11 protein-coding genes and 2 pseudogenes are annotated in these 14,312 nt (G+C 45.5%); 7 read left to right on the forward strand and 6 right to left on the reverse strand.

Annotation, left to right across the window (positions count from 1 at the left end):
- Positions 1-34 precede the first annotated feature (34 nt).
- Positions 35-1,432, forward strand: a complete 1,398-nt coding sequence (locus tag CLFS41_RS24050; protein ID WP_045093734.1) for a sodium:alanine symporter family protein — start codon at positions 35-37, stop codon at positions 1,430-1,432.
- Between the two features lie 151 nt (positions 1,433-1,583).
- On the opposite strand, the gene CLFS41_RS24055 is transcribed toward CLFS41_RS24050, so the two are convergent.
- Entirely contained in the window at positions 1,584-2,024 is a 441-nt protein-coding gene (locus CLFS41_RS24055; protein ID WP_045093747.1) for an HIT family protein, read from the reverse strand.
- 153 nt (positions 2,025-2,177) lie between these two features.
- Between CLFS41_RS24055 and CLFS41_RS24060 the strand changes: the two genes are divergently transcribed.
- The 3 genes and pseudogenes from CLFS41_RS24060 to CLFS41_RS24070 all read left to right on the forward strand — a co-directional run bounded on the left by CLFS41_RS24060 (position 2,178) and on the right by CLFS41_RS24070 (position 5,408).
- Positions 2,178-3,668 (forward strand): hypothetical protein, encoded by a 1,491-nt coding sequence (locus tag CLFS41_RS24060; protein ID WP_007860166.1) that lies wholly within the window; start codon positions 2,178-2,180, stop codon positions 3,666-3,668.
- Between the two features lie 193 nt (positions 3,669-3,861).
- Complete coding sequence (locus CLFS41_RS24065) at positions 3,862-4,632, forward strand: ABC transporter ATP-binding protein (protein WP_045093735.1); 771 nt, start codon at positions 3,862-3,864, stop codon at positions 4,630-4,632.
- A 55-nt stretch (positions 4,633-4,687) separates the two neighbouring features.
- Positions 4,688-5,408 (forward strand): annotated as a pseudogene (locus CLFS41_RS24070) (ABC transporter permease subunit).
- Here the strand turns inward: CLFS41_RS24070 and CLFS41_RS24075 are convergent.
- From CLFS41_RS24075 to CLFS41_RS24090, 4 genes are read right to left on the reverse strand one after another with little or no spacing between them, the layout of a single operon-like run.
- On the reverse strand, positions 5,386-6,318 hold the full coding sequence (locus CLFS41_RS24075) for a recombinase family protein (protein WP_052665847.1): 933 nt from the start codon (positions 6,316-6,318) through the stop codon (positions 5,386-5,388). The pseudogene CLFS41_RS24070 and the gene CLFS41_RS24075 overlap by 23 nt on opposite strands.
- Entirely contained in the window at positions 6,311-8,011 is a 1,701-nt protein-coding gene (locus CLFS41_RS24080) for a recombinase family protein (protein ID WP_045093736.1), read from the reverse strand. The genes CLFS41_RS24075 and CLFS41_RS24080 overlap by 8 nt, the downstream gene beginning before the upstream one ends.
- Complete coding sequence (locus CLFS41_RS24085; protein ID WP_052665849.1) at positions 7,995-9,659, reverse strand: recombinase family protein; 1,665 nt, start codon at positions 9,657-9,659, stop codon at positions 7,995-7,997. The genes CLFS41_RS24080 and CLFS41_RS24085 overlap by 17 nt, the downstream gene beginning before the upstream one ends.
- A 17-nt stretch (positions 9,660-9,676) precedes the next feature.
- Entirely contained in the window at positions 9,677-9,913 is a 237-nt protein-coding gene (locus CLFS41_RS24090) for a DUF6870 family protein (RefSeq protein ID WP_045093749.1), read from the reverse strand.
- Positions 9,914-10,302: 389 nt separating this feature from the next.
- On the opposite strand from CLFS41_RS24090, the gene CLFS41_RS24095 reads away from it, so the two are divergent.
- From CLFS41_RS24095 to CLFS41_RS24110, 3 genes and pseudogenes are all read left to right on the forward strand, one after another.
- Complete coding sequence (locus CLFS41_RS24095; protein ID WP_242856907.1) at positions 10,303-11,184, forward strand: LysR family transcriptional regulator; 882 nt, start codon at positions 10,303-10,305, stop codon at positions 11,182-11,184.
- A gap of 524 nt (positions 11,185-11,708) precedes the next feature.
- Complete coding sequence (locus CLFS41_RS24105; protein WP_045093740.1) at positions 11,709-12,947, forward strand: SLC13 family permease; 1,239 nt, start codon at positions 11,709-11,711, stop codon at positions 12,945-12,947.
- A 199-nt stretch (positions 12,948-13,146) separates the two neighbouring features.
- Positions 13,147-13,314, forward strand: a pseudogene (locus tag CLFS41_RS24110) (ABC transporter permease); the annotation flags it as partial.
- Positions 13,315-13,610: 296 nt separating this feature from the next.
- Here CLFS41_RS24110 and CLFS41_RS24115 read toward each other — a convergent pair.
- Positions 13,611-14,312, reverse strand: a 702-nt coding sequence (locus tag CLFS41_RS24115; RefSeq protein WP_045093741.1) for an exosporium glycoprotein BclB-related protein, incomplete at its 5' end; no start/stop codon positions are given.

Below are 14,312 nucleotides of genomic sequence, written 5' to 3' on the forward strand. Positions count from 1 at the left end.
TAAAAATTGTCTTATTAAGAAACGAGGTAAAGGTATGGAAAACTTTTTGGTAAAGCTTAACTCATTTCTCTGGGGTGCCCCTGTATTAATTCTGCTGTTCGCCGTAGGTCTTTTGTACGCTGTGAAAACACGTTTTTTTCAGTTCCGGCATTTTAAACATATTCTTAAAAATACAGCAGGTGAAATGTTCAAGAAAGGTTCTGCAAAAGGAGATGGAACCCTGACACCGCTCCAGGCAGTCTCCTCTGCTTTGGCTGGTTGTGTTGGAACCGGCAACATTTTCGGTGTGGCCACAGCCATCTTTGTGGGCGGGCCTGGTGCCGTATTCTGGATGTGGATCATTTCCCTGTTCGGTATGCTGACTAAATATGTGGAGGTCACTCTGGCACAGTACTACCGTATCAAGGGGAAGGACGGAGTATTTTATGGAGGGCCCATGTACTACATTGAAAATGGCATGGGACGCAAATGGAAACCGCTGGCTGTCTTCTTTGCCATCACCATTATTATTGGCGGCCTTGGCACAGCAGCGTTTGTACAGCCATTCGCCATGTCCAATGCCATGAACAATGCCTTTCACATTCCAACCTGGATCATAGTGGTGACAGCAGCTGTTATCTGTGGTATCGTGCTGATTGGCGGCGTTGCCGGAATCGGTAAATTCTGCGAAAAAGTCACACCGGTTATGTGTCTTGTCTATATTATTGCTGTTGTAGGCATTATCCTGTCACATATTACTGAGATCCCCCAGGCCCTTGCCACCATTTTCACCCATGCCTTCACCCCTCTCTCCGCCACCGGAGGACTTGCAGGCAGCACGGTTGCCATGACCATCAAACAGGGGGCTGCGCGGGGCACCTTTTCCAATGAAGCCGGCTGCGGTACCTCCCCCATTACCCATGCAACAGCTATTACACCACACCCGTTTAAGGAAGGCATGTACGGCTCCTTTGAAGTTTTCATTGACACCCTGGTGGTCTGTACCATGACAGCCCTGGCCATCATATGCAGCGGACCGGAAATCTGGCAAAGCGGTTTAAAGGACGTGGCCCTGACCCAGTCCGCATTCTCCACCACCTACGGATCCATCGGACCGGTCATTGTGTCCGTGTGCCTTTGCCTGTTCGCATTTTCCACCATGGTCGGGTGGGAGATCAACTATGAATCCGCCTTTTTCTACATTTTCCCAAAGGCATCCGGTTCCAATGCCGCCAAACTGCTGATCCGTCTGATATGGCTGGTACCCGGGTTCATCTCCCTTGGCAAGACACCGGAACTGGTGTGGACCGTGGTGGATATCGTGTCCGGCTTCTGGTGTATCCCCAATGCCATCGCTCTCTTATTCCTGTCCGGAATCTTTATGAAGATATACAATGACTACAATGAAAAATATATTTTAAAAACAAGGCCCTTGACAGACAAATTGGATTGATATCCCCAGTGGGAAGGGGACCCTCAGTTAATATATTCTTTTCATATAAAATGCGGCAGCTTCCGGAGATATGGTGTATCAGCCGGTGCTGCCGCATTTTCATAAAACCATGTTATACCATGTGTCATAAAGGTACTTTTGGCAGGGCGTTTTAAACTTCCTTCAGTGCCTTTCTTAAAGCCTCTGCCATCTCCTCATACTCCCCGTCCGAAAGCATGGTCCTTTGGCTGTTCATCTCAAAGGTGCCGCCCCACTCTTCTCCGCCTTGGTATTTGGGCACGATGTGGAAATGCAGGTGATGGCCCGTATCGCCGTAAGCGCCGTAATTCACCTTGTCCGGGTTAAACACCTTATGGACAGCCCTTGACACCTGGGCAATCTCCGCAAAGTAGTCATTCCGCTCCTGGTCAGTCAGGTCAATGAGCTCGCTTACATGCTTCTTGTGAGCCAGTATCACCCTCCCTTTCTTGCTCTGCTCCTTAAAGACATACAAAATTCCTGTGTTCATCTCACATACGGGATAACCAAATTTAGCAACCAGTTCTCCCTGCATACAATATGCGCAATTGGGATCCTTTACCATCTCTTCCATATTCATCTCTCCTTTTCCTTTGATCTTGCTGTTTTTAACATACCACTTATGTCCCATAATTTCAATTCCAATATTTGTTTTTTCTTTCTATGTACCAACTTTGTGATTTATATGCTATAATGATAGACAAGTATTTTTTATAGGAGATGTTTTATGAGTAAAGCAGATTTCAGACGCCGTCAGGCACGAAGACGCAGGCACCAGATGGTCAGAGTGTCACGGCATTTTCCCACATTGATCGTATTATTAGCAATTACACTGCTGGTAGGGGGCGGGGTTTTCGCCCTCTATCGGTTTGTTATAGGTAAGCAGCCCTCGGGCCCGGACAGTTCTGTCCAGGCAGCGGCATCTGCCGGCCACACCGGCTCCTCCCAGGACAACCAGGACACCCCTCCATCCTCCGCCGAAGAGCCCACTGAAGTGATCCAGGATGATATTTCCAGAATGATCGCCCAGGCTGACAGGATCGCCATGGGATATGATTATGACAAAGCCATTCAGCTGATCAATGACAGCGGCCTGGATCTGAATGAGGTCAGGATCCAGGAGGCTCTTGCACGGTATGAACAGGATAAGGCAGCTCTTGTGCCGGCTGATATGAACAGCATCACACATGTATTTTTCCATACCCTGATCATGGATACTGCTAAGGCATTTGACGGGGACAAGGACAGTGCCGGCTATAACTCTGTCATGACCACCAAGGACGAATTTATAAAGATCCTGGAGTCCATGTACGCCCGCGGCTATGTGCTGGTGCGGATCCACGACATCGCATACCAGGAAGCGGACGAGAACGGCAACATGCGTTTTGTAAAGGGAAACATCATGCTTCCCGAGGGCAAAAAGCCATTTGTCATGTCCCAGGATGACGTGTGTTATTATCCATATATGGATGGGGATGGCTTTGCAAACAAGATCGTCATTGGAGAGGATGGCAAGCCAACCTGCCAGATGACCATGGATGACGGCACGGTACAGACAGGTTCCTTTGATCTGGTGCCGCTTTTGGAGGATTTTGTTCAGGAACATCCTGACTTCTCCTACAAAGGCGCACGGGCCATTATTGCATTTACCGGCTATGAAGGGATACTTGGTTACAGGACTGCTTCCTCCTACGCGGACAGTCCCACCTATGAGGCGGACAGGGAACAGGCTGCCAAGGTCGCCCAGTGCCTGAGGGACAATGGCTGGGAGCTGGCATCCCACAGCTGGGGGCATCTGCAGCTGGGTGTTGCTAAGAATCCGGAAGATGGATTTGCCATTTCAGAAGAGAGGTTTAAAACAGACACGGACAAGTGGGAAGCAGAAGTGGAGTCCCTGATTGGTCCCACCGATATCCTTCTTTATCCTTATGGAAATGATATTGCGGACTGGCGTCCCTACAAGGATGACAATCCACGTTTTAAATACCTGGAGTCCAAGGGCTTCCGCTATTTCTGCAATGTGGATGCCAGCACCCCTTACTGGATGCAGATGGGCACCAGTTATTTCCGTATGGCCAGAAGAAACCTGGACGGTTACCGTCTCTACGAGGATCTGGTACAGACCGACCCGGCCAAAAAGCGGCTTACGGACCTGTTTGACGCTGCAGAGATATTCGACCCCGCCAGACCCACTCCTGTGAGCTGGAGTTATCAATGACCATAGAAGTGTGTTTTTGCCCTTATTCCCAAGTGATTGGAAATACGGGCTTTTTCTTTCTTCTATTGTAATTGTCCAGGACGCCTCATCTTCTATTTTTAGATGCCCAATATCCCCTCCCCCCATGAACGGTTTCCCTTTGTCTACATATAATAAATCAAGGAATTGATTTCTATTTGAAAGGAGCTTCTTCATGATTCCCAAACTGGAAGTAAGCGGGGTCAGCTACTCCTACCACTCATTAGATGGTGAGACGCTGGCCCTTTCCAATATATCATTTGACGTATCTGTCGGGGAATTTATTGCGATTGTAGGTCCCTCCGGCTGTGGCAAATCCACGCTTTTGTCCATGTTAAGCGGCCTGACCCAGCCTGAAAAAGGAACCATCAAAATGGACGGCGTCCCCCTGTCCGAATCCCATTCTGCCATTGGCTATATGCTGCAGAAAGATCATTTGTTTGAATGGCGCAACATTTTCTCCAACATTTCCCTGGGCCTTGAAATACAAAAACGGTTGGACGAACCTGCCAGGCTTGAACTGCTGGAAATGATGGCTGCCTACGGGCTGGCGGGTTTTGAATATGCAAAGCCCTCGGAATTGTCCGGAGGAATGCGCCAGCGGGCTGCATTAATCCGGACCCTGGCACTGAAGCCTGATATCCTGCTGCTGGATGAACCGTTTTCAGCACTGGACTATCAGACCAGGCTGTCTGTGTGTGACGATATCAGTTCAATCATACGTAAGACTCATAAAACGGCCATTCTGGTGACCCACGATCTGTCTGAGGCCATCAGCGTGGCCGACCGTATTATTGTATTATCCCCCCGGCCGGGCCGGGTCAAGACCGTATTGTCCATTGAATTTCCCGATGGATGCATCCGTTCCCTTGACAGGCGCAACTGCCCTGAGTTTTCCAATTATTTTAATACCGTATGGAAGGAGCTGAAAACATATGAATCATAATAGCCCCTCTTACACCATCCAGGAACACGGCTGCCGCGACTGCGGAGCCTGTGAAATGTCCGTGGCCCAGCAGGCTTTTGTGGACCGTGAAATACGCCGCCACCGCCAGGTCACCATCTGCCGGCTCATGCTTTTAGTCCTGCTTCTGGCGCTTTGGGAGCTGGCAGCTGACATGCACTGGATCGATAGTTTTATCTTCAGTTCCCCCACCATGATCGCCAAATGCCTGTTCAACATGACAAAGGACGGAAGCCTTTTTCTTCACACAGGGGTGACTTTGCTTGAGACACTGATCAGTTTTGCGGTCTGCACTTTTTTTGGCCTGGCCTGCGCCCTGCTTCTGTGGTCCAGCAAAAGCGTGGCCCAGATTCTGGAACCGTTCCTGGTACTGCTAAACAGCCTTCCGAAATCCGCCCTGGCCCCCCTTCTCATTGTGTGGCTGGGAAATAATATGAGGACCATTGTGGTGGCAGCGGTTTCCGTGGCTGTGTTCGGTTCGATCCTCACACTTTATACGGGATTCTCCCAGATGGATACGGAAAAGATCACACTGATCTATTCCCTGGGCGGCAAACGCAAGGATGTGCTTTTAAAAGTGCTGCTGCCCGGTTCCCTGCCCCTTGTTATCAGCAATATGAAGGTAAATATCGGCCTGTGTCTGGTGGGGGTGATCATTGGTGATGGTGTCAGGATAGGTGCGAAAATCCTTTTGGCCCACCAAACGGATCCTGGCCTCAATATCAATAAGCTGCATCAAGTATGGTCTGTTTTTTTAAACCCCTCCTGTACCTTTTGAAAATCACCCCTGCCAATGATCGCCGGATGCGCGTTTTCTATGATTTCCCATTGCGGTCTCGGCGCTGCCTTTACATATCTTTTTCCCATCTCCGGCCTGTAATGCTGCCCGGAAACCGCTGTCCCAATATAAGCTTCGTTTTTTAGGATATGGGAAACTGCGGCATTGCTCCAGTCCCTTTCCTTTACAGGGGGATCCCTATGATATTTTTTACATTGTTTGTAGTCTCCCGGTGTGGGAACACCCTCTGTGTTTAAGATTCTGGCAATCTCAGACCTTCCATACCCCTCCAGCGCCATACGGAATATCCTTTGAACAATAAACGCAGCTTCGTGGTCGACCAATAATTGATTTCCATATCCGCGGATTTTTTTATATCCATATGGGGTGCCCGCTCCGACATGTTCGCCTGTTTTTCTCTGCTGATAGATGGATTTTTTTATCTTATAAGACTGCTCCTGGCTCATATAGCTATTCATGATGTTTTTAACCGCAATTTCAATTCCCGGAACCTCATTTTGGAAATCATCAGAGTCAAACTGATCATTGATGGCAATAAACCGTACCCCCAGAGCGGGAAAAATATGTTCCAAGTAATACCCGACCTCAATATATTCCCTTCCAAATCTGGAAAGGTCCTTCACTATGATACAGGCCGCTTTACCGCTTCTCACTAACTCCAGGACCTTGCAGATTCCAGGCCGTTCAAAGTTTGTTCCGCTGTATCCATCGTCAACAAATTCCAGTCTGGCATATGTCTGAAGCTGTATATGGTTCTTTATGTACTCATCCTGAATCCTTCTTTGATTGGTTATGCTATTGCTCTCATCCCGCCTTTCCACATCTCCTTTTGACAAGCGCAGATAATTGATCAGATACCGTTTATCCATGGACCGCCTCCCTGCCCCGCTCAGACTGGGAAAACGACCTGCAAAAAATGTCCTGGAATGCAAATCTGATTTCTATGTGCGAGGAGTTAATAACAGTTATGTTTGATATAAAACCATCTATAAGCTCTTTTGATAACACATTTTCACAAACAGCTTTTTCAAAATATGTCTGCCACCGGTTGATCAACGTCTGCTTTTTTTCTATGTTTTTCATTTCTTGCCTCATGCTGTCTATCTGTTCATCTGCCCGCCTTTCCTCATTTTCATACTCCTTCTTTGCATAAAGATACTCCTCTTTATCAATAACACCTTGTTTTAAATCAGAATATAGTTTCCTTCGCTTTTCCATCATCTGACTTTTGATGTTTTCTAAGTTTAAAATCCTTTGGCCGATCCTGTCTGTATCTTTCTTCAGCCCTATGTCCAGGGCCAAGGCATTTTTTATACGTGCCTTTTCCGTAAAAAGCTCCGTATAATCAGTTAATAATCGTGATATCATCTCCCCCAATGGATCTTCATTCATATAACACTGTTTGCATATTCCAGCAGTACTCTTATACTTGTACCCTTCACAGCACTGGTAATAATTCCTTTCCCCCTTTCGGTTTAAATAATAACTTCTCATCAGGGGCTTTCCACAGCAGCCGCACCTCATCTTCCCCGCATATATATTTTTTTTTCTAGCAGATGCCGATGCTGCTTCCCTTTTTTCACTTTCTATTTTCCTGGTTTCTAACAATTTCCGGGCCGCATTATATTCGGCCACGGAAATGACTGCCTCATGCCTGTCATAAATTAAGCCCCATTCCTCCTTTGGAATTTTATGATGGGGAATTCCTTTGTACAGTGAACCATTATGTTTTCGTTTGACCAAACATCCGCAATATGCCGGATTCTCCAAAATCAACCTTACAGTGGATTTATACCATTTAGACTCTTTTACATGCCGGTTTGACCTGAATAACCCCAAATCACTGAAATGCCGCATGGGAGGCAGGATATGATCTTCATTTAAGTATTTCGTAATAGCGTAAAGACTGTCACCTTTTAAGTAACGTGTGAATATTTCTCTTACCACATCTGCTGCCGCCTTATCAATAACCAGGAAGCGCTTCTTTGGATCGTCATTGTTGATCAGATAACCATAGGGAGGCACAGGCCCGTGAAACATCCCTTTTTCACCCAACTTGTCAAATGCCTGACCTACATTTTGAGAAACCTGTTTCGCATACAAGTCATTTATCAGGTTTTTAAGACGCATCTGAAGCATTTTCTCCTCAAATTCAGGTGCAGCGGTATCTATATCATCATTGATGGCGATCAACCGGGTATTCAGAAACGGGAATATCTTGGTAATGTAATCTTCTGTGTCAATATAGTTTCTGCCCAGGCGGGAAAGGTCTTTCACAACAATGCAGTCTATATGGCCTTCCATGATCTCTTTCATCATGTTTTCAAAACCTTCCCGTGAAAAATCCGTTCCGCTTTTGCCGTCATCAATAAACTCCGCAACATATATCATATCCGGACACTTGCTGATATACTCCCGGTTAAGAATGCTTTGGTTTTCAATGGAGTTACTTATGTTGCCTGACCGGTCATCATCTGACAGCCGGCAGTAGGAGCCTGTTCGCCATCGCTTCGGCATTTCCTCATCTTGGGGCATTTTATTTTTTTTACTCTTTCTTGCCATGCTCTCCCACCTCCCCTTTTATCCGCTTTATTGAATCCTCAAACTCATCCCGGCAGTTGAATGTTATTGTAAGAGAATGGCCATCCGATATTTTTATATCTCGGATCAGCAGTGCAAGGATCGCACGGTCCAATTCTGCTATTCCTCCATGCTGTTTAAACCAGTTGATCCGGCTGATCTGCGTTTTTGCGTTTATAGCAAAACTGTCCAGCTTTTTTTGCAGGCTCTTGGCTTTTGTTTTTAAATTCCTCTCTTCCGTGCGATATAGCGTTTGAAATTCCCTGTATTCTTCCTCATTTAAAATTCCGCCTTTAAAGTCTTCATAGAGACCGCGTGCGGATTGTTTTACCCTCTTTTCCGACTCATGTACAAGTTCTGATTCCTGCTGTATTTGTTCCATTTTATATTTGCTGATTTGATCGCAATTTAATTTTGATAAAGCCTGTTCCAAATCCAGGATCACGTTCATATACATCTGCAATGTGGCTAAAACCGCTTCACTGAGCACCTTTTCATTGATCCGATGGCTGCTGCACCCGCCGTTGTTTTTCCAGCTGCTGCAAATATAATAAATATACTCTTTGGCGCCCTGTTTATCTCGTTTCCTGATCATGGGCATTTTGCAGTCGGCACAATACAGCAACCCTGAAAAGGGATACAGCACCTCCCGTCCGGGCGCTACCCTGGTATCTGTTTCCAGTAAATGCTGGACAATATCAAAAACAAATTTGTCAACAACAGGCTGGTGTTTATCATTGCAAACAATCCACTCCTTTCTTGGAACAGATTTTCTCCTGTTTGTCTTATAGTTTACCTTTTTCACCTTTCCCTGCTCTACGACTCCTGTGTATACGCGGTTGGACAAAATACGGGCGATCATATTTTCACTCCACTCCGGCTTGTCTTTGCGCTTGAACGAGGTCCTAAACCGGCTTCCCGTATATGCCTTATATTCTAACGGGGGCAGGATCCCCTGATCGTTTAAGTGGTCCGCGATGCCCTTCTGGCTCATCCCTTTTATCTTCATGCAGAATATCTCCGCCACCACCTTTGAAGCATAGGGATCGGGGATCAGCAAATTGGTATTTTCCCTATCCTTTTTATAACCATAGACAGCAAAGGGGGCGATAAAATCACCTTCCTCACGCTTTACCAGCATATGGCTGCGTATTTTCACAGAAGTGTCCCTGGAATAAGTTTCATTCATCAGATTTTTAAACGGGACAATAATATGATCGGACGGCATACGCTCTGCGGCACTGTCATAACCATCGTTAATTGAGATGAAGCGGATTCCCATTTGGGGAAATATCCGTTCAATATAGCGGCAGTTTTCCAGATAATCTCTCCCCAGTCTGGAAAAATCCTTTACAATCAAACAATTTATCTTCTCTTTTTTAATCTGGGCCATCATTTTCTGAAAACCCGGGCGCTCATAATCCAGCCCGGTATAACCATCATCTGAAAATTCATCTACCAGCAAAATATCCCTGTGATTCTGCAGGAAATTGTGTGCCAGGCCTCTTTGGTTGGTTATACTGTTGCTCTCATCTTTGATTTTTTGCGCGGAGTTTTTGCGGCTAACCTCTAAATCATCCTCTTTAGACAGGCGATAATAAAGAAACGCCCGATAGATCGTCTGAAACATAAAAAACACCCCTAAATCTACAGCATTTTGTTTTTTAGGTATTGGATCACACCATCCTCAAACGTATATTCCGTATCGGAAAACCGGACCGTAACGACCGTGTCTCTGCATTTAAAACAATACGGATTCCCGATTTTTTGTATAAAATCCTGTGTTTTTGCATCCTGGGGCATTGATCGGTCAATGTCCACAGATAATATATCTGCCAGGCTATTGTTATACGCTGCAGTCTCATTGCTTTTGTCAACATTCATCTGCATTTCCTTCTCAAAATACCATTTATCCATTATATGATTTTTAATCATTGTCCTATAACAGCATTTCATGCCAGTTAACATTTTATGCCGGCATCCTTCCGTCATTAAGGCGGACGGTAGCCTCCATAAATCTCCAGCTGGTTGAGAGCCGTTAAGAAACTGTTAAATTCTTGAAATCACCCTATTTTTCTGTTAATATGATTTATATAGCTATAATTTAGTGTTTTATTTGTTATATTCTAGCAAAATCTAACAATTACTGCATATCACTTGAAGGAAATCTTGATGGAGGATTATTACGACAGATCACAAGGAGGTTATGATGTTTTGCCTTTATAAACATCATGTAAATAAGTATGAATGTTGAGTATTATAAAAATTTTATAATGATTGCAGATTATGGAACACTGACCCAAACCTCAAAAGAATTACATATCGTACGTTCTGCGCTGTCTAATCAGGTAAAGCTATTGGAAGAAGAATATAATGCACCACTTTTTATCAGGAAATCAAAAAGATTGGAATTAACGGAATCGGGTAAAATTCTATATTCAATTGCAAAACAGATCATACGCCATGAAGAAACTGCCCACAGAGATATTGATTGCCTATTAAACGGTGTGGCCGGAACGGTAAGGATCGGACTCACCATGGCGCATCCTGATTTTGTGCTTAATAATATACTGACAAATTTTAAAGTCGCCCATCCACGGATCGGATACAGTATCTTTGAACGGCCGTCTGAGGAGATCACAGAGCTTTTAGTACAGAATAAGATCGATGTGGGCTTTGTCAGACAACAGAAGGCCCTGCCCCCGTTAGTCAGGAAAGAATTGGTGATCAAACAGAAATTTCATGTCTGCTGCGCAAAAGGCAACCCATGGATATCAGAAGATGTTGATACGGTATCTATACGGGATTTAGATAATATCCCTCTTGCTATCCCCAGAACCTTTGAAAATGTTTTACAGCTATCCTTTCAAAAGCTTGGGGTTCATCCGAACATTGCCTGTGTATCAGGCTCAAGGCTCTATACTGTCATGCTGGCCCAGGCCATGGCAGGGATTGGGATCGTCTGTATATCTGATATAAAAGACCTGGCGGCACAAGATGTCTTTGTGCGCCCTCTTGTAGACATTGAAGGAGAAGAAAGCGGAAATGTCAGCGCTGACCGGTATGTGATCGTATCAACCGAGTATCCGTTATCATCTGCTACCGCGCATTTTATTAGTTTTTGCAGGGAAAATATACCATATTTTTTTCAATAAATACAGCTCAACTAAAGGCAATGTTTAATTGCCTTTTTTTTGACGTCACTTTTTTAGATACAATGTGTCTAAATTTTCTGCTTTTTTTTCAATTTTATTAGTGTTATTATCTATTAGTAAATAAATTTTCAAGAGTTGTTTAATGGAAGTGTCAAATTTTATTGAAAGGAGGAGTTTGTTTCTGGAAAATATCATCCAAAGCTTAAGGAGGATCCGAAAGGGGAGATTCTGGATCATCCGTAGGTTGCCGATCAGGAAATGTACCGCTGCTTTATGGCAAATATGGGAAAAAAGACGGTTAACCTGCAAAGAAAAATGAGAGTGTTATTTCCAGAAATGCAATCTTATGTTGATTGATGCTTCATAAGTACCATGGTACATAATGCAATTAAAAGATCAGCCATTTATCCTGAGGATCTGACTGATCCATCTTGACAAATGTACAAGAGGATAAATCCAGGTCGATCCCTGTTTTACGTCAAGGCCTGATCAAATAGTTAAGACAATAAGAGGAGGGTTATGCTATGTCTGTACAAGCAACTATCGCCTGCGTAGTATTTGTTATCACTATCTTACTTTTAGTTTTCAAACCAATACCCATTATTATCACCGGAGCATTGGTTCCCACCGTTCTTGCGCTTTTTGGAATCATTAAGGCGGACACTGCCTTTGCTGATTTCACCAACTCCACATCCATTTTTATGATCTGTTTCTGTATCATTGGTTCTGCATTTTTTAAGACAGGGCTTGCTGATTTTCTTGGCACAAAGATTATCGGGGTTTTGGGTAAAAATGAAAAAGGCCTGCTTGCAGGAACCGGTATTGTGGCTGGCGGTATTTCTGCATTCCTGAATGATACTGGTTCCACAGCCTGTATGATGCCAATTGTTAGCTCCATGGCTGAGAAGGCCGGCATTAAAAGGTCAAGACTTTTACTTGCGCTTTCCTATTTTGCCTCACTGGGCGGATGTATCACGCTTGCAGGTACTACGCCCCACATTGTTGCAAACGGTATTTTAAAGGATAACGGACTTCGCGAGTTTGGCTTTTTCGAGTACTCACTGATTGGTGTTCCCTTACTGATCGTTGGTATCTTATACATGATGTTTATCGGCGTTAAGCTGCTTCCAAACAGGGATATCAATGTCGCCGTGGATGGGACAAAAGATTACAATCTGAAAAAGATGCCTTACTGTGCAGCTATTTTCGTATTTACAATTCTTGCAATGGCAACCGAAGTTATTCCGATCATGCTGGCTGGTGTTATCGGCTCTGTGCTTGTTGTTTTAACAGGATGTATTACCATGGATGAGGCTATTAAGGCAATCCCGGTTTCTTCCGTATTCCTTGTGGGAGGCGTTTTCCCAATTAGTAAGGCACTTGTCAGCACAGGAGCAGCTGAATTTTTTGTAACCCAGTTATCACCTGTTCTTGCAGGCTTCTCTCCCCTCGCACTGCTTGGCGGTATTGCTGCCCTTCAGCTGCTGATCACTCAGTTCCTGATGAACTCCTCTGCAACTGTACTGGTTCTTCCAATTGCCCTTATGCTTTGCCAGGCAGCTGGAATCAATCCTCTTGCAGGCGCAATGGTTGTCAGCATCTGTGCATCCGGTGTGTTCGCATCCCCATTCGGCGCTGGAAACAACCTGATCGTTATGGAAGCCGGCGGATATACCATCCAGGACTTTGTAAAGTGTGGTCTTCCGTTAGTAGTTCTTTTTGGAATCGTAACAACCGTTCTTTGTGCGGTCATTTATCTGTAATTCCCTTTTGTGGTTTACCTGGTCAGCCGCATAATGAACAATAAGATAGATAAGATATGAGAGACACTATAGACAACAGGCTCTTCGGAGCCTGTTTCTTTGCTTTGGGGCACTTGCCGGATTATATAGCAAGTACTTTCTGAAAGGGAATCAGAGACTATACTTGTCCAGTCGCTTCAGCCCTATTATAACACCATCAGGTGAATTCCTATCCGCCAAAGCAGGCCTGGGATATCTCATCACCTATGGATCACAGACCTTTGCCATGACAATGGTGGTTACCTCCATTGTAATCCTGTGCATTGTGTCAGGAGTATTGTACCAGATCATTGCATTAGCAGAAAAAAAGATCAACACCAGTAAGTAGGCAAGATTTCCACGCATTGGAACAAGTCCTCTGCTGTGGCGAAGATCCTAACGCCCTGGATTATTGATGCTATGGGCTGTCATTCCAGCTGATCCATTCCGCTGAAGTGGCAGCCTGTTTTTAATGGACACGTGTGTTCTGTTAGGAACCCCTTTTACAGGATGATCTTCTCCAGAAGGGGTTCACGGGAGGAATCCTTCCGTCACAGTAATTCCTCCATGGAAAAATGGGAAAACCCATAATTTGGATTTTCCCACATGATCAGACTACCTATTTAAAATGTTCATTGCACAGGTCTATGAAATAGCCAAACCTGCACTTGCATACCCGGCCACTGTGTTCACCAGTGCCAGACCGGATGCCGTGGCTGTGAAGACCAGAAGCAAACGGGTCTGATTTGTTACAGTTACTGAAAGGCCGGTTACTGTACCGGAAGATAATGTTCCAATTGCCAGAATGCCTGTAAGAGCCGGCGCCAAGGTCACTACCGCTCCCGGAACAGCTACAAAGCTGTTATTTGGTGTGGCGGATCTGTACAACTGGGCGGTAATCGTAATTGAACTTCCAACAAGGCTTAAAGCCGCTGTTGTACTGAAGAATGCGGACATACTGGTTATCACACCATCCCTTGGCATTGAAAATGCAAAGTTAGTCAATGTGCCCGCTGCATTTGTAAGGTCGATCACTCCTCCCACAATACTGATTCCCGGTGCGGAAGATCCAAAGCCCACAAAGCCCGGCGTTCCAACCAAACCACCCGCAATTGTTGTGAGTGACAGCGGAATGCCTGAACTGAATGGGATGATTGCAGAACTGCCTGCAATACCTGTGGGGCCGGTGGGGCCGGTCGCTCCCGATGCTCCAGTAGGTCCAGTAGGGCCGGTGACTCCGGTGGGGCCGGTCGCTCCAGTGACTCCGGTGGCCCCGGTAGGGCCGGTGGCTCCGGTGGCTCCGGTAGGTCCAGTAGGGCCGGTGACTCCGGTGGGGCCGGTCGCTCC

The organism is Clostridium sp. FS41, from assembly GCF_000954015.1.
GTDB lineage: Bacteria > Bacillota > Clostridia > Lachnospirales > Lachnospiraceae > Enterocloster > Enterocloster citroniae.